General features: G+C 57.7%; 13 protein-coding genes and 1 tRNA gene. 8 read left to right on the top strand and 6 right to left on the bottom strand.

What is annotated here, in order from left to right; all coding sequences use genetic code 11:
- Positions 1 to 53: 53 nt before the first annotated feature.
- The gene (locus ACTG2U_RS05525) at positions 54 to 815 is read left to right on the top strand and encodes a Nif3-like dinuclear metal center hexameric protein (RefSeq protein WP_005350685.1); all 762 of its coding nucleotides are present in this window, start codon (positions 54 to 56) and stop codon (positions 813 to 815) included.
- A gap of 109 nt (positions 816 to 924) precedes the next feature.
- On the opposite strand, the gene purN is transcribed toward ACTG2U_RS05525, so the two are convergent.
- The gene (gene purN, locus ACTG2U_RS05520; protein ID WP_439974169.1) at positions 925 to 1,563 is read right to left on the bottom strand and encodes a phosphoribosylglycinamide formyltransferase; all 639 of its coding nucleotides are present in this window, start codon (positions 1,561 to 1,563) and stop codon (positions 925 to 927) included.
- Positions 1,560 to 2,597, bottom strand: a complete 1,038-nt coding sequence (gene purM / locus ACTG2U_RS05515; RefSeq protein ID WP_439974168.1) for a phosphoribosylformylglycinamidine cyclo-ligase — start codon at positions 2,595 to 2,597, stop codon at positions 1,560 to 1,562. Before purM ends, purN begins: the two co-directional genes overlap by 4 nt.
- Before the next feature lie 177 nt (positions 2,598 to 2,774).
- Between purM and upp the strand changes: the two genes are divergently transcribed.
- The 3 genes from upp to hda all read left to right on the top strand — a co-directional run bounded on the left by upp (position 2,775) and on the right by hda (position 5,375).
- Positions 2,775 to 3,401: a uracil phosphoribosyltransferase gene (gene upp, locus ACTG2U_RS05510; RefSeq protein WP_005334115.1), complete on the top strand. Its 627-nt coding sequence runs from the start codon at positions 2,775 to 2,777 to the stop codon at positions 3,399 to 3,401.
- 150 nt (positions 3,402 to 3,551) lie between these two features.
- On the top strand, positions 3,552 to 4,571 hold the full coding sequence (locus tag ACTG2U_RS05505) for a DUF2066 domain-containing protein (protein WP_103250551.1): 1,020 nt from the start codon (positions 3,552 to 3,554) through the stop codon (positions 4,569 to 4,571).
- A 102-nt stretch (positions 4,572 to 4,673) separates the two neighbouring features.
- Positions 4,674 to 5,375, top strand: coding sequence for a DnaA inactivator Hda (gene hda / locus ACTG2U_RS05500; RefSeq protein ID WP_013723920.1), 702 nt, complete (start codon positions 4,674 to 4,676; stop codon positions 5,373 to 5,375).
- Between the two features lie 105 nt (positions 5,376 to 5,480).
- Here the strand turns inward: hda and aceA are convergent, their stop codons facing one another.
- The 4 genes from aceA to ACTG2U_RS05480 all read right to left on the bottom strand — a co-directional run bounded on the left by aceA (position 5,481) and on the right by ACTG2U_RS05480 (position 9,604).
- Positions 5,481 to 6,794, bottom strand: a complete 1,314-nt coding sequence (gene aceA / locus ACTG2U_RS05495; RefSeq protein WP_005344572.1) for an isocitrate lyase — start codon at positions 6,792 to 6,794, stop codon at positions 5,481 to 5,483.
- Between the two features lie 73 nt (positions 6,795 to 6,867).
- Positions 6,868 to 8,475 (bottom strand): malate synthase A, encoded by a 1,608-nt coding sequence (aceB, locus tag ACTG2U_RS05490; RefSeq protein ID WP_439974167.1) that lies wholly within the window; start codon positions 8,473 to 8,475, stop codon positions 6,868 to 6,870.
- A 688-nt stretch (positions 8,476 to 9,163) separates the two neighbouring features.
- Positions 9,164 to 9,304, bottom strand: a complete 141-nt coding sequence (locus tag ACTG2U_RS05485; protein ID WP_005334106.1) for a hypothetical protein — start codon at positions 9,302 to 9,304, stop codon at positions 9,164 to 9,166.
- Positions 9,305 to 9,527: 223 nt separating this feature from the next.
- A tRNA-Pro gene (locus ACTG2U_RS05480) sits at positions 9,528 to 9,604 on the bottom strand.
- Positions 9,605 to 9,853: 249 nt separating this feature from the next.
- Here ACTG2U_RS05480 and tadA point away from each other — a divergent pair.
- From tadA to pstB, 4 genes are all read left to right on the top strand, one after another.
- Positions 9,854 to 10,399 (top strand): tRNA adenosine(34) deaminase TadA, encoded by a 546-nt coding sequence (tadA, locus tag ACTG2U_RS05475; RefSeq protein ID WP_421329499.1) that lies wholly within the window; start codon positions 9,854 to 9,856, stop codon positions 10,397 to 10,399.
- A 204-nt stretch (positions 10,400 to 10,603) separates the two neighbouring features.
- The gene (locus ACTG2U_RS05470; protein ID WP_069527165.1) at positions 10,604 to 12,841 is read left to right on the top strand and encodes an ABC transporter permease subunit; all 2,238 of its coding nucleotides are present in this window, start codon (positions 10,604 to 10,606) and stop codon (positions 12,839 to 12,841) included.
- 17 nt (positions 12,842 to 12,858) lie between these two features.
- Positions 12,859 to 14,508, top strand: a complete 1,650-nt coding sequence (gene pstA, locus ACTG2U_RS05465; RefSeq protein WP_047437676.1) for a phosphate ABC transporter permease PstA — start codon at positions 12,859 to 12,861, stop codon at positions 14,506 to 14,508.
- 133 nt (positions 14,509 to 14,641) lie between these two features.
- The gene (gene pstB, locus ACTG2U_RS05460) at positions 14,642 to 15,460 is read left to right on the top strand and encodes a phosphate ABC transporter ATP-binding protein PstB (protein ID WP_005334102.1); all 819 of its coding nucleotides are present in this window, start codon (positions 14,642 to 14,644) and stop codon (positions 15,458 to 15,460) included.
- The last annotated feature ends 65 nt before the right edge of the window (positions 15,461 to 15,525 follow it).

Raw genomic sequence — 15,525 nt, 5'->3', positions numbered from 1 at the left:
GGGCCCTGTTTTTATTGGTAAAGCAGGGGACCGAGCCTTAATAAGGGACCCCTATGATCTCTCATCGAAAACTCGAAACCGTACTGAACCATCTGCTCGAACCGCACGCCATCAAGGATTACTGCCCCAACGGCTTGCAAGTGGAGGGGCGTGAGCGTATTCGCAAGGTGGTGACCGGTGTCACCGCCAGTCAGGCGCTTATCGACGCGGCGGTGGCTGCCGAGGCCGATGCCATCCTGGTCCATCACGGCTACTTCTGGAGCGGTGAACCGGCCCAGATCACCGGCATGAAGCAGCGTCGGCTCAAGACCCTGCTGACCCACGATATCAACCTGTTTGCCTACCATTTGCCGCTGGATGTCCATCCCGAGGTGGGTAACAACGCCCAGCTCGCCAAGCTGCTCGACATCAAGGTGCGTCGTGGTCTGGAGCCGTGGAACAGCAAGAGCGTCGCCATGGTGGGCAAGCTGGAAGAGCCGATGAGCGGCCGCGATTTTGCCAAGCTGATTGCCGAGCGCCTTGGCCGTGAACCACTCTATTGTGGCGATACCGGCCCCGAGCTTATCCGTTCCGTGGCCTGGTGCACCGGCGGCGGTCAGAGCTACATCAATCTGGCGGCGGAGCAGGGCATCGATGCCTTTATCTCCGGTGAAGCCTCCGAGCAGACCATTCACACCGCTCGCGAGATGGGGATGCACTTCTACGCCGCTGGCCATCACGCCACAGAGCGTTACGGCGTCAAGGCGCTGGGGGAGTGGCTGGCGACTGTGCACGGGCTGGATGTGACCTTTATCGATATCGACAATCCGGTGTAGGGTCGCTTGGCCGAGTAATCCGACCTAACCGCTGCCATCGTGCGGTAGGTAGAAATGACAAGGGAGGCCTAAGCCTCCCTTGTTGTATCTGACATGCAGTTGTTAGCTGTTACTCGCAGGCGTAACCAGCTGGGCCCAGCAGGGCGCCATCCAGTTGCACTGCGCCATCTACCATCTGCAGCCTGCCTTCGCAGAACCAGCGCACCACCAGCGGATAGATGCTGTGCTCCTGCGCCTGTACCCGTGCTGCTACCTCGCCCGCCGTGTCCCCTTCAAAGATGGGCACGCGGGCCTGCAGGATCACCGGGCCACCGTCCAGCTCTTCGGTCACGAAGTGGACGCTGGCGCCATGCTCACTATCACCGGCATCGATAGCGCGCTGGTGGGTGTGCAGGCCCTGATACTTGGGCAGCAGGGAGGGGTGGATATTGATCATTCTGCCAGCGAAATGGCGCACCAGATCGCCGCTCAATATCCGCATAAACCCCGCCAGCACCACCAGATCCGGCTGATAGTCTGCCATCAGCGCAAGCAGGGCGGCGTCATACTCCTCCCGGCTGGCAAACTGCTGCTGGGCCAGAATGGAGGTCGCCACCCCCGCTTCTTTGGCGCGAACCAGACCATAGGCATCGGCCTTGTTGCTGATGACGCCGACCAATTCACCGGCAATCTTGTCGCTGGCGCAGTGGTCGAGGATCGCCTGTAGGTTGCTGCCGCTGCCGGAGATTAGGACGAGGATCCGCATCATTTGATGACGACCTGCTCCTCACCGTCTGCTGCCTTGGCGATATGACCGATGTGCCATGCGTTCTCGCCTTCCGCCTTGAGCAGGGTCAGCGCCTTCTCCAGCTGGTTGGCGGGCAGGGCGATGATCATGCCGACACCGCAGTTGAAGGTGCGATACATCTCGTGACGGGTGACGTTGCCAGCCTGCTGCAGCCAGCTGAACACCGCCGGCCACTGCCAGCTCTGCTCATCGATCACCGCTTGGGTGTTGGCGGGCAGGACACGGGGGATGTTCTCCCAGAAGCCGCCACCTGTGATGTGGGAGAGGGCGTGGATCTCGCACTCCTTGATGAGCTTGAGCACAGGTTTCACATAGATTCGGGTCGGTTCCAGCAGGGCGTTGGCCAGAGTGGTGTCACCCAGCGGCTGATACACGTCGGCTTTGGAGACTTCCAGAATTTTACGGATCAGGGAGAAGCCGTTGGAGTGAGGGCCGCTGGCGGCCAGCGCGATCAGGGCATCCCCTTCACCGACCTTGCTGCCGTCGATGATTTCGCTCTTCTCCACCACACCGACGCAGAAACCGGCGATGTCGTAGTCTTCCCCTTCATACATGCCCGGCATCTCGGCGGTCTCGCCGCCCACCAGGGCACAGCCTGACAGCTCGCAACCGGCACCGATCCCGGTGACCACCGCGGCCGCGGTGTCCACGTCCAGCTTGCCGGTTGCATAGTAGTCGAGGAAGAATAGCGGCTCGGCGCCCTGTACGATCAGGTCATTGACGCACATGGCCACCAGATCGATGCCCACGGTGTCGTGCTTCTTCAGGTCGATGGCCAGCCGCAGCTTGGTGCCCACACCATCGGTACCGGAGACCAGTACCGGCTCCTTGTAGCCCGCAGGGATTTGACACAAGGCCCCAAAGCCGCCAAGACCACCAAGGACTTCAGGACGACGAGTGCGCTTTGACACGCCCTTGATACGTTCAACCAGTGCATTGCCGGCATCGATATCTACGCCAGCATCCTTGTAGCTCAGTGAGGTTTTGTCAGTCACGAGTATTCCCCGTCATGTAAAGAAGTGGAGGGTAAAATTCGGGGCGTATTCTAACAGTGGCGGTGAAAAACCAGAAAGGAAATCGTTTGCGCGTTTTTGCGCGGAAATGCTCTACAAGCGGTGGCTTTTGTTGTATGATTCCGCGATTTTTTTTGCGGCAGGTTAGAGGAGATAATAATGAAAGTCGTTGAAGTCAAACACCCCCTGGTCAAACACAAGATCGGTCTGATGCGTGAAGGCGATATCAGCACCAAGCGTTTCCGTGAACTGGCCAAAGAAGTGGGCAGTTTGTTGACCTATGAAGCGACCTCTGACTTCGAAACCGAGAAGGTTATCATCGATGGCTGGAATGGGCCAGTAGAAGTTGACCAGATCAAAGGCAAGAAGGTAACCGTCGTACCCATCCTGCGTGCCGGCCTTGGCATGATGGATGGCGTGCTGGAGCACATGCCGAGTGCCCGCGTCAGCGTGGTCGGTATCTACCGCGATGAAGAGACCCTGCAACCGGTTCCCTATTTCGAGAAGATCGTCAGCAACATCGAAGAGCGTCTGGCGCTGGTCATCGATCCGATGCTGGCCACCGGCGGTTCCATGATCGCTACCATCGATCTGCTGAAGAAGAAAGGCTGCCAATCCATCAAGGTGCTGGTACTGGTTGCCGCGCCGGAAGGGATCAAGGCGCTGGAAGCCGCTCACCCCGACGTAGAGCTCTACTGCGCTTCTGTTGACCAGGGGCTGAACGAGAAAGGCTACATCGTGCCGGGTCTGGGCGATGCAGGCGACAAGATCTTCGGTACCAAATAAGTTTATGCCTTGACCTGCTTCCCATGTGGAAGGGGTGATCGGAGCCGGCGCATCGCCGGCTCTGCTGTTTGTGGCCGCTTGTGCCAGCCTTGCCGCAGGACGCGCCTTGCCGCTACCATAAGCACACTCTCCCATTTCGAGACTCTGTTCATGTTCAAACGTGTTGTGACCGCCCTCTGCTGCGGCTTGTCATTCATGGCCTCGGCCGCTCAGGTGACCGACCTCTATCAGGGCAAGGCCCCGACCAGTGGTGACATGGTGGCCGCTCAGGGGCAGGCACTGGGTCAGGTGCTGATCAAGGTGACCGGCAAGCGCGACATCCTCACCCAGCCGGTGGTGGTCAAGGCGCTGGCGGCGCCGGGCGACTATGTCAAAAGCTATGGCTATCAGGATCAGGACTCCGTCAAGTATCTGAAAGCCGAGTTCAAGAGTGACAAGGTCAACAGCCTGGTCTCCGAGAGCCAGTTTGCCCTGCTTGGCCCGGCGCGTCCCCAAATGGCCATCTGGCTGGTGGTGGATCAGGGTGAGCGTCGCTTGCTGGCGGATCAATCCAGCGATGGTTGGGCGCAAGCCTTGCGCGAGCAGGCCCAGACGCTGGGGCTACCCATCAGCATTCCGCTGATGGATCTCGATGACAACATGGCGGTCAGTGCCACCGACGTCTGGGGACGCTTTGCCGACCCGATTTTACAGGCAAGCCAGCGCTATGGCGCCGAGATGGTGGTGTTGGGCAAGCTGACTCCTGAAGGTGACAAGTGGAGCATCGATTGGGGACTCTACGGCCCCAAAGCGGCCGGTGAAGTGGCCGAGCTGACCCGTGGCAATAGCACCGGCACTCAGGCCGAAGTGGCGCAAGGGTTTGCCGATACCCTGGCGGCCTGGCTAGTGAAAAACTACGGTGCCCGCATTTCTGGTCCGGCAACCAGCCAGACCCTGGTGGTAGATGGCCTCTCCGAAGTGGACAGCATGATCGCCGTGCAGAAGATGCTGCAGGGGATGGCCAACGTCAGCAAGGTGGCGATCGGCAAGCTGGAGGGGGACCAGGTCACCTTCAACTTTACCCTGCAAGGGGAGCAGGCCGAATTGGTGCGGGCGCTGCAACTTGAGAGTCGTTTGCGCAAGGTTGACGATAATGGCAGCGGTTTGCGTTACCAATGGTCGCAGCCCTGATTTTATAAGGCTTTTGTAGACCGCCCGGCTTGTCCGGGCGGTTCTCTATCTGCCTTTGCGATGATACACTTAGCCACAAATGTCACAGTCAAAGCCCAACGAGTGAAGCAACCGGCCCAACTGTCTTTAGCCGTACAACTACCGGATGATGAAACCTTCGTCAGTTTTTATCCCGGCAACAATGCTCATCTGATCACCGCCCTCAAAAACGCGGCCATCGGTCAGGGATCGCCTTTCCTCTATTTCTGGGGAGCCAAGGGATCCGGACGCTCTCATCTGCTCCACGCCACCTGTGCCGAGGTCAACGCCCGCGATGCGGCGGCGGCCTATCTTTCCCTCGATCAATTTGAACAGCTCGATCCCAGCATGCTCGATGCCCTCGAAAGCTTGCCGCTGGTCTGTCTCGACAGCCTTGAGGCGATCGCCGGCAATGCCGTGTGGGAGCGGGCGCTGTTTGACTTTTACAATCGCTGGCAGGAGAAGGGGGAGGGGACGCTGGTGGTCACCGGCTGCAGCGCACCGCGCAAACTGGGACTGCAGCTGCCGGATCTCGCTTCGCGCCTCGACTGGGGGGTGAGTTTCCATCTCGAAGAGCTGGATGACGAAGGCAAGCTCAGTGCCCTGCAGCTGCGTGCCGAGCTGCGGGGCTTCAAACTGCCCATCGATGTGGGCCGCTTCCTGCTCAACCGACTCTCCCGCGATATGCGCACCCTGCTCACCACCCTAAATCAGCTCGACAACGCCTCATTTCGCGCCAAGCGCAAGCTGACCATTCCCTTTGTCAAAGAGATCCTCGAGCTCTGATCCTCTCTGCGGTGTGCGGTTGTGGCCTGACTTTCGTTTGAATGGCAGATAAAAAGAAACCCCGGCATCAGGCCGGGGTTTTGCTATTTCAAGGCAGCTCTCTTATTAGTGGAACTGATCTTCTTCGGTGGAGCCGGTCAGTGCGGTCACCGAGGATTGGCCACCCTGAATGACGGTGGTCACCTTGTCGAAGTAACCGGTACCAACCTCCTGCTGGTGTGCCACGAAGGTGTAGCCACGGCTGGCGGCGGCAAATTCCGGCTCCTGCACCATCTCGACGTAGTGCTTCATCCCTTCGCCACGGGCGTACTGGTAGGCCAGTTCGTACATGTGGAACCACATGTTGTGGATACCCGCGAGGGTGATGAACTGGTACTTGTAACCCATATCGGAGAGCTCCTGCTGGAAGCGGGCGATGGTGGCATCGTCCAGATTCTTCTTCCAGTTGAAGCTCGGGGAGCAGTTGTAGGCCAGGATGCGATCCGGGAACTTGGCCTTGATTGCTTCGGCAAATTTACGCGCTTCATCCAGATCCGGTTTGGCGGTTTCACACCACACCATGTCGGCGTAGGGGGCGTAAGCCAGACCGCGAGCGATGGCCTGATCGATACCGGCACGCACCTTGTAGAACCCTTCAGCAGTGCGCTCGCCAGTCAGGAAGTCTGCATCGTACGGGTCGGCGTCGGTGGTCAGCAGGTCAGCGGCGTTGGCATCGGTACGGGCGATCACTAGCGTAGTGGTGCCGCATACATCGGCTGCGAGACGAGCGGCAACAAGCTTCTGCACCGCTTCCTGAGTAGGTACCAGTACCTTGCCGCCCATATGGCCGCACTTCTTGACCGAAGCAAGCTGATCTTCGAAGTGCACGCCAGCGGCGCCCGCTTCAATCATTCCCTTCATCAGTTCGAAGGCGTTAAGCACACCGCCGAAACCGGCTTCCGCATCGGCCACGATCGGCAGGAAGTAGTCGATAAAGCCCTCATCCTGCGGCCCAACCTTGTTGGCCCACTGGATCTGGTCGGCACGGGCGAAGGAGTTGTTGATGCGCTCCACCACGGACGGTACCGAGTTGGCCGGGTAGAGGGACTGATCCGGATACATGGTGGAGGACAAGTTGTTGTCCGCCGCCACCTGCCAGCCGGAGAGGTAGATCGCCTCGATCCCCGCCTTGGCCTGCTGCACTGCCTGACCACCGGTCAGGGCGCCGAGGCAGTTGACATAGCCTTTCTTGGCGTCGCCGTGGATCAGACCCCACAGCTTGTCGGCTCCACGCTGGGCCAGGGTGTGCACCGGCTGCAAGCTGCCGCGCAGATTCACCACGTCTTCGGCGCTGTAGCCGCGCTTGATCCCTTTCCAGCGGGGGTTTTCCGCCCAGTCTTTCTCGATAGCCTGGATCTGTTGCTCACGGGTCAGTGCCATATCAGTTCCCTCTTTCATTGATTTCACGTTTCCATTGACTTGTTATTGGCGAGCCCCGCTGGGGGCCCGTGATTCAGAGCCGCTCGTAACCGGGCAGCGTCAGAAAATCGATCAGGGTATCGGCGCAGGTGATCTCTTCCATCAGCTCGCTTGCCTCGGCAAAGCGTCCTGCCTGCCAGCGCGCAGTACCCACCTCGGCTTTGACAACCTCCAACTCCTCGGCCAGCATCTGGCGGAACAGCTCTTTGGTCACCACCTTGCCATTCGACAGACTCTTGCCGTGGCGGATCCACTGCCAGATGGAGGTGCGGGAGATTTCGGCGGTGGCGGCATCTTCCATCAGACCGTAGATGGGCACGCAGCCGTTGCCGTTGATCCAGGCCTCCAGATATTGCAGGGCGACCCGGATATTTGTACGCATGCCTGCTTCGGTGCGCTCGCCCTCACAGGGGGCCAGCAGGTCGGCGGCAGTGATGGGGGCATCCTGCTCGCGCAGTACGCCGATCTGGTTCTTGGCGCCAGCCGCAATGGTGGCATTGAACACCGCCATGGCGGTATCAGCGAGGCCAGGGTGGGCGACCCAGGTACCGTCGTGGCCGTTGTTGGCTTCGCGTTCTTTGTCGGCCTTGACCTTGGCAAACACCTGTTCGTTGACGGTCGCGTCCTTGGCCGGAATAAAGGCGGCCATACCCCCCATCGCCAGCGCACCGCGCTTGTGACAGGTTTTGATCAGCAGCCGCGAGTAGGCGGAGAGGAACGGTTTGTCCATGGTCACCACCTGACGATCAGGCAGTACCCGATCCGGATGGTTCTTCAAGGTTTTGATATAGCTGAAGATGTAGTCCCAGCGGCCGCAGTTCAGCGCGACGATGTGATCCTTCATTTGATAGAGCAGCTCATCCATCTCGAACACGGCTGGCAGGGTTTCAATCAGCACGGTGGCCTTGATGGTGCCGCGGGGCAGACCGAACTTGTCCTCGGTCCAGGAGAACACTTCGCTCCACCAACGCCCTTCCAGATGGCTCTGCAACTTGGGCACGTAGAAGTAGGGGCCCGAGCCTTTGGACAGCAGCGCTTGGTAGTTGTGCAGGAAATAGAGGGCAAAATCGAACAGACCGCCGGGGATCGGCTCGCCATCAAAGGTGACATGTTTTTCCGGCAAGTGCAGACCGCGTACCCGGCAGATGAGTACCGCCGGATTGGGGGTCAGGGTGTAGGCCTTTCCTTCCGGACTGGTGTAAGAGATGGTGCCGTTGACCGCATCACGCAGGTTGATTTGACCCTCGATCACCTTATTCCAGGCGGGGGCCAGCGAATCCTCGAAATCCGCCATGAACACCTTGACGTTGGCGTTGAGGGCGTTGATCACCATCTTGCGCTCGACCGGGCCGGTGATCTCCACACGGCGGTCTTGCAGGTCGGCGGGAATGCCGCGAATGGTCCAGTCACCTTCACGGATGTGGGCGGTTTCCGGCAGGAAGTCCGGCAGCTCGCCGCCATCGATACGGGCCTGGCGTGCCACACGTTGTTTCAGCAATTCCCCTCTTTGGGGAGCAAAACGTTCCACCAGTTCGGAGACCAGAGCCACCGAGTCCGGCGTCAGAATTTGCGCGTATTCGGGCTGCATCTCGCCCTGGATGCGAAGGCGGGCGCTGCAGTGGGTCTGAGCCGGTGCCGACATAAGGTTCACTCCTTTGAGAATTACATTTTGAACTTACTAACTACGACTAAAGTCGAATCCCTGTTCCTGAAACGTTCCCGCAACAACGGGGTAACACGATTGATAAGGTGCGAAATATTGTTGAGTACGTCAACAGTTTTTTTTAAACACCTGTTTTTTGGATATGGTTAAGTTGATGTTTTTTATTGTTTTATTGGGTTGGTGTAAAAGCTCTACGCAGATGGTTATGCTCCTGCTTTTTCCCATCGGACAACGGCTAATTTGGGCCGTTACCCTGACCCTCATTTTGTAACTTATTACGTAATAAAATTACAAATGCAAAAACAAATCCCGACCTAACTCCAGGCTTTGCCAAAACAGCCGTATAAAGCGCGTTTGAATGTGGCAATGAATGTTTTGCTAATGCTAGACCTGATTGGTGAACGTGCGTTTTAAACTTGGTGTGGTGATGCAGGCTCTGTTGGCACCAGCGGTTGCAACGATGGAAAGTGAAGCGCAATAACGTAGGTTTGTATCAGTTGTCGGGGGGAATGCCGGAGAGGGAAGGGGGAGATACATCAGTCAATAATACTGCCATCCTTGATAGAATTAGCAGTTTGTCGTTTTTTGCAGATTTCTCGCCAAGTGTGTGAAACTGAGTGTGTTGAACAGGCGATGCCCCAGTGATTGAGCGGCCATCTGGCCGTGCTCAATAGTCATCATCCGGCTCGGCCAGATCGATCACATCCAGCTGGATGACCTGTTCATTTTCGCTTTCGGTGTGGCAAGGGGTGTCGTGAGGAACGGAATAAAGCGTAATGGCGGGTGCGAAATCGGTGTTCTGGTTCATGCCTGGTCCTGTGTTGCACGCAAGCCGGACAGTGATCCCTTCACTCGTGTTTCCACCTCCCTGTGTTGTCTACCGGCGGAAAGTTGCGCATCTTAATGAGTTCGGCAAAAAGATTCAAGTGGTTCTGAGTGTTTTTTGTTCTTGATGGGCTGACGTTGTCAGGAGGATAAATCGGAGGCAAAAAAATAGCCCAGTCGTTTGACTGGGCTATTCTCGGGGAAAATGGTCGGTGTGAGAGGATTCGAACCTCCGACCCTCTACACCCCATGCAGATGCGCTACCTGGCTGCGCTACACACCGACGGAGTCAGACTCGGCTGACGGGGAGGAAGTCTAATAGCATGGCCAAACGGGTGCAACTCCTTTTTTATCATAGAGATGCCGATTGCTTCTTTATTGCTCAGTCGGGATGCGGCTTGGGTCTGACGTGCAGATTTGGCATAATCGCAGCCCTGTCACCGCGAGCTATCATGCCTGCTATCTATGGAATCATCTGACAGGTATGAATAGCTGGAATGCAAACAGCACAATTGAACAATATAAAGAGGGGATGGGCGTGAAACCATCAGAGATCCCAGAGACACAGTGTCAAACCGAGCAGGACGAACAGTGGATGCGCCATGCCATGGCATTGGCCGCCCGGGCCGAAGGGATTGGCGAGATCCCGGTCGGTGCCGTACTGGTGCTGGATGGTCAGGTGGTGGGCGAGGGGTGGAACCGCTCCATCAGCGAACACGACGCTTGTGCCCATGCCGAGGTGATGGCAATCCGGGCGGCGGGCAAGCAGCTGGCGAACTACCGGCTGCTCGACACCACTCTTTATGTGACGCTGGAGCCCTGCTGTATGTGTGCCGGTGCGCTGATCCATAGCCGGATCAAGCGGGTGGTTTACGGCGCCCGAGATCTCAAGACCGGTGCCGCGGGGTCGGTGTTCGAGATCTTGCAGGACCCGCGCCACAATCACAGCGTCGAGCTGACCGGCGGTGTGCTGGCCGATGCCTGCTCGGCCCAGTTGTCGGCCTTCTTCAAGCGCCGTCGCGCCGAGAAAAAGGCGGCCAAACTGGCGCTGCAACAATCAAACGATACCCTTTCCTGAATCATTCGGGGGCAGCGCAGGCTGCCCTTGCTGATTATCCTCATAAATATCCCTTTATAAACAACATATTGCGTCCATCTTCCTTCGAAAGGATCCCCGCCCATTTTTCCGTTAACAACCTCTGTTAAAGCGCTCTCGATGTAACAAAACTGTCATGCAACCGCCATATAATGCCGCGAAGCCTAGCTTACATTGAGGTCTTGCATGTCATCGGAATCGTTAAACCTGGTCATGGCGGGCAGTAGAAAACGCCGGATCAAGGATAAATTGGCCAAATATGGCGTCACCACAGGCGGAGCCCTGGTACTGGTGGCGCTGCTGCTTATCTTCTTTTATCTGCTCTATGTGGTGAAACCCATCTTCAATGGCGCCTCCATGGAGCCGGCCACCTCGTTTACCCTGCCCGTCGCAGGGAAGACAGCCTGGCTCGGCATGGAAGAGCAGAACGAGATCGGCTATCGCTTCAGCGATAAAGGTCAGGTCAACTTCTTCGCGCTACAAGGAGATGACAAGATCAAGGTTGGCCAGTCACTGGGCCAAGCCCAGGTTGCTGGCGACATCAGCACGGCCACAACGCCGGCGCCGGGCCAAAAGCTGATTGCCTACGGCTTTGCCGATGGCAAGGCACTGGTTGTCCAGCCTGCGTTCAAGGTCTCCTATCCCAACGATGTGCGGGTGATTGAACCCAGCCTGAAATATCCCTTCGGTGAAGAGCCTGTGGTGATCGACCCGCAAGGGAAGGCGCTGCAACGGATGGTGTTCGAAGCCACCAAGGACAAGATGGCGACCGCTGCCGTGACCGAAGATGGTCGTGGCGTGATGACTGTGATGAGCGGCGAGGAGAACTTCATCTCCGGGGAGATTGAGTGGAGCAGTGAAAACTACACGATTCCCTCTTTGCCGCGTCATGTGGATCAGATGTTGCTGACCCCCAATCTGCGCATCCTCTTTGTACGTCAGGGTAATCGTCTCTCCGTCTATGACATTCATAACCTGAGCGAGATCTCCCTGCGCAACGTGCTGGAGATCAATGCTACCAACGCCAACGTGACCCGGGTCGAGCTGCTGGCTGGCGCTTCTTCGCTGCTGGTAGGTAATGACAACGGCGTCATCTCCCAGTGGTTTGAAGTGGCAAAGGATGGCAAACGTCAGTTCACCCAGATCCGTGATTTCAAGGGTGATGGCGCCGTGGATCTGTTGACTCCCGAGCACTTTCGCAAAGGCTTCATCAGTGCCGACAAGGACGGCATCATCAGCTTCTTCCACGCCACCGGCGAGACCAAGCTGCTGACCGAAACAGTAGAAGGGGGGGAGCTTTCTGCCCTGGCCATCTCTCCACGCCACAATGCACTGTTGATGCAACAAGGCGACACCTTCAAATTGTTTACGGTTGAGAATGATCACCCCGAAGTGACCTGGTCTGCCCTCTGGCAAAAGGTATGGTACGAAGGGTATCCGGAGCCCCAGTATGTGTGGCAATCCACCTCCGCCAGCAACGACTTTGAAGCCAAGCTGAGTTTGGTACCCCTTTCGTTTGGTACTCTCAAAGCCGCTTTTTATGCGCTGTTGTTTGCTGTACCACTCGGGATTGCCGGTGCCATCTATACCGCCTATTTCATGTCTCCGGGGATGCGCAAGTTTGTTAAACCGACCATCGAGATCATGGAGGCATTGCCAACGGTTATCCTCGGTTTCCTGGCTGGTTTGTGGCTTGCTCCCATTGTGGAAGATTACCTGCCGGGCATTTTTATGATGCTGGTGATGCTGCCGATGGGGATGCTGCTTGCAGCTCTGCTATGGCATCTGTTGCCTGACACTCTCAAGCAAAGTGTGCCTGAGGGCAGTCAAGCCGTCTTACTGATCCCTGTCGTTATTCTGATTGGCTGGATGGCTCTTACTCTCAGTCCTGTCGTAGAAAATGCGTTTTTCGGTGGTGATACCCGTAGCTGGCTCACCAATGTAATGGGGATCAAATTTGACCAGCGCAACTCGCTGGTGGTCGGTATCGCCATGGGCTTTGCGGTCATCCCCACCATCTTCTCCATTGCAGAAGATGCGGTCTTCTCGGTGCCCAAGCATCTGACTCAGGGCTCGCTGGCGCTGGGGGCCACCCCGTGGCAGACCCTGAGCCGGGTGGTGATCCTCACCGCGAGCCCGGGCATCTTCTCTGCGGTGATGATGGGGCTTGGCCGCGCCGTGGGTGAGACCATGATCGTGCTGATGGCCACTGGCAACACCCCCATTATGGATTTCTCCATGTTCCAGGGGTTGCGTACCCTCGCCGCCAACATTGCGGTGGAGATGCCGGAGTCGGAAGTGGGCAGCTCCCACTATCGAGTGCTGTTCCTCGCGGCCTTCGTACTGTTTGTGTTCACCTTTTTCTTCAACACCCTGGCCGAGTTTGTCCGCCAGCGGTTGCGTGAAAAATACAGCTCCATGTAACGGGCAAGGAATCGACAATGGGTAAGTGGTTTAAATCAGGGGCCCCCTGGATCTGGATGACCGGCGGTGCCGTCAGCCTGAGCCTGGTAGCGGTACTGGGTCTGTTGTTGCTGATCGGCTGGCGTGGTCTGGTCTACTTCTGGCCCCACCCTATCTATGAGTGGCAACTGGAAGACGCCAGCGGTAACAAGAGTGTGTTGGTTGGTGAAATCAATGACAGTGAGCTGGTGCCGGTTGAACGCCTGCGAGCCGCAGGATTGCCATTGGAAGGTGAAGAACGTGAGGTGTTGACCCGTTATCTGGTCAAGACCGGCAACCGCGAGTTCGTTGACCTCGATTTTCGCTGGGTTCTGGAGACTGATATCAAGTCTCAGGCTCTTCCTGTCGAGATGGCAATGATAGAGCGTACTACCAACGGCAACTTCTATGGCTATGTGGTAGAGGCCAAGGAAGATGGCGTCGTGTATGAGCAAGATTTGCACAAAGTGCTCAAGCGGATGCTGGCTCGAAGCAACGGTTTGTCTGAACAAGCCAATGAGTTACAAAAAGGCCCCATTGGCGCCATCAACTACCAATTAGAGAAGTTGCGCCTCAAGGAACGTAAAGCAGAGCTTGAAAATGAGCTGACTGATCAGCTCAAAGTGGAGCTGGCCAGCGAGCGTCAGGCCCTCAACGATCGTTATCAGGTGCTGGAAAAAGAGCTCTTCTCTCTGCGTAGCCAAGCCGATCGCGACGCCATCACCGTCAAGGATATGCGTGGCGAGCTGGTGACCATGCCGATGTCCAAGGTACTGGACGTGGTATGGCCCAACGACATGAGCCTGCTGGCCAAGGTGGGTCACTGGTTCCATCAGATTGGCAAGTTTGTTTCCGGTGAGCCTCGCGAAGCCAACACCGAGGGCGGGGTGTTCCCGGCCATCTTCGGTACCGTCTTCATGGTTATCCTGATGGCGATCATCGTGACCCCGCTGGGGGTGGTGGCAGCGGTTTATCTGCACGAGTATGCGGGCAAGAACAGTCTGACCAAGCTTATCCGCATTGCGGTGATCAACCTGGCGGGCGTGCCCTCCATCGTCTACGGCGTGTTTGGTCTGGGCTTCTTCGTCTACACACTCGGCGGTTCGTTAGACCAGCTTTTCTACCCGGAAGCGCTGCCGAGCCCGACCTTTGGCTCACCCGGCGTGATCTGGTCGGCGCTGACCCTGGCCATCCTGACCCTGCCGGTGGTGATTGTCTCCACCGAAGAGGGGCTGGCGCGGATCCCGAGCACCATCCGTCAGGGCTCGTTGGCACTGGGCGCCACCCAGGCCGAGACCCTGTGGCGCATTGTGCTGCCGATGGCGAGCCCGGCCATCATGACCGGCCTTATTCTGGCTATTGCCCGTGCAGCCGGTGAAGTGGCGCCGCTGATGCTGGTGGGGGTGGTAAAACTGGCACCGACCCTGCCGATGGATGGCAACTTCCCGTATCTGCATGTGGAGCGCAAGTTCATGCACCTGGGCTTCCACATCTATGACGTCGGCTTCCAGAGCCCCAACGTCGAGGCGGCCCGCCCGCTGGTCTACGCCACCTCCTTCCTGCTGGTGACGGTGATCGTGGGTCTGAACCTGACCGCTATCGGTATTCGTAACCACTTGCGCGAGAAATTCCGGTCGCTGGAGCATTAATCCGGCGCCGCTTGAGTGATACAAGAGTGAGATAACAGAGGGGCGGCCGAGCGCGAGCCGCCATCTCTCTGCACCAATACGTGAGGGGCGCCGGCAGCTGTCCGGCCACTCCAGATAGATTTTGAGGTAACAGATGATCAACGTAACGACCACGTCTACCCAGCACACCGCGCTGGACCTGCTCAACCTGACCCCGGAGCAGACCGCGCTGGAGGTGAAGGATCTCAACCTGTACTACGGCAGCAAGCAGGCGCTGTTCAACGTCAACATGAAGATCCCCAAAGGGCAGGTGACCGCCTTTATCGGCCCGTCAGGCTGTGGCAAATCGACCCTGCTGCGCTGCATCAACCGGATGAACGATCTGGTGGAGATCTGCCGCATCGAGGGGGAAATCCAGCTGCACGGCCACAACATCTATGACAAGAGCGTCGATGTTTCCGCCCTGCGCCGTCAGGTGGGCATGGTGTTCCAGCGCCCGAACCCGTTCCCCAAGTCCATCTACGAGAACGTGGTCTATGGTCTGCGCCTGCAGGGGATCAACGATCGTCGCACTCTGGATGAAGCGGCCGAGCGCTCCCTGCGCGGTGCGGCCCTGTGGGACGAGGTGAAGGATCGTCTGCATGACAACGCCTTCGGTCTCTCCGGTGGTCAGCAGCAGCGTCTGGTGATTGCCCGCGCCATCGCTATTGAGCCGGAAGTGTTGCTGCTCGATGAACCGACCTCGGCGCTCGACCCCATCTCCACCCTCACCATCGAGGAGCTGATCAACGAGCTCAAGAGCCAGTTCACCGTGGTGATCGTGACCCACAACATGCAACAGGCTGCGCGCGTGTCGGATCAGACCGCCTTTATGTATATGGGCGAGCTTATCGAGTACTCGGATACCAACACCATTTTCACCACCCCGGCCAAGAAAAAGACCGAAGATTACATTACCGGTCGTTACGGCTAAGGAGAGGAGAGGATGAATCTCAGCAAACAGATTGGCAGTCGGTTCAACGGCTAAGGCATAATCGG

It is taken from the genome of Aeromonas sp. 95A (assembly GCF_051919235.1).
In the GTDB taxonomy this organism is placed as follows: Bacteria; Pseudomonadota; Gammaproteobacteria; order Enterobacterales; family Aeromonadaceae; genus Aeromonas; species Aeromonas veronii.
Note: the sequence above shows the minus strand (reverse complement) of the source record. Positions and strands in the feature narration are given on the sequence as shown.

What these genes read in the sequence shown, in the direction of transcription:
- ACTG2U_RS05525 (WP_005350685.1), top strand. Translation starts at nt 54, where the DNA reads ATGATCTCTCATCGAAAACTCGAAACCGTACTGAACCATCTGCTCGAA.
- purN (WP_439974169.1), bottom strand. Translation starts at nt 1,563, where the DNA reads ATGATGCGGATCCTCGTCCTAATCTCCGGCAGCGGCAGCAACCTACAG.
- upp (WP_005334115.1), top strand. Translation starts at nt 2,775, where the DNA reads ATGAAAGTCGTTGAAGTCAAACACCCCCTGGTCAAACACAAGATCGGT.
- ACTG2U_RS05505 (WP_103250551.1), top strand. Translation starts at nt 3,552, where the DNA reads ATGTTCAAACGTGTTGTGACCGCCCTCTGCTGCGGCTTGTCATTCATG.
- aceA (WP_005344572.1), bottom strand. Translation starts at nt 6,794, where the DNA reads ATGGCACTGACCCGTGAGCAACAGATCCAGGCTATCGAGAAAGACTGG.
- aceB (WP_439974167.1), bottom strand. Translation starts at nt 8,475, where the DNA reads ATGTCGGCACCGGCTCAGACCCACTGCAGCGCCCGCCTTCGCATCCAG.
- ACTG2U_RS05485 (WP_005334106.1), bottom strand. Translation starts at nt 9,304, where the DNA reads ATGAACCAGAACACCGATTTCGCACCCGCCATTACGCTTTATTCCGTT.
- tadA (WP_421329499.1), top strand. Translation starts at nt 9,854, where the DNA reads ATGGGCGTGAAACCATCAGAGATCCCAGAGACACAGTGTCAAACCGAG.
- ACTG2U_RS05470 (WP_069527165.1), top strand. Translation starts at nt 10,604, where the DNA reads ATGTCATCGGAATCGTTAAACCTGGTCATGGCGGGCAGTAGAAAACGC.
- pstA (WP_047437676.1), top strand. Translation starts at nt 12,859, where the DNA reads ATGGGTAAGTGGTTTAAATCAGGGGCCCCCTGGATCTGGATGACCGGC.
- pstB (WP_005334102.1), top strand. Translation starts at nt 14,642, where the DNA reads ATGATCAACGTAACGACCACGTCTACCCAGCACACCGCGCTGGACCTG.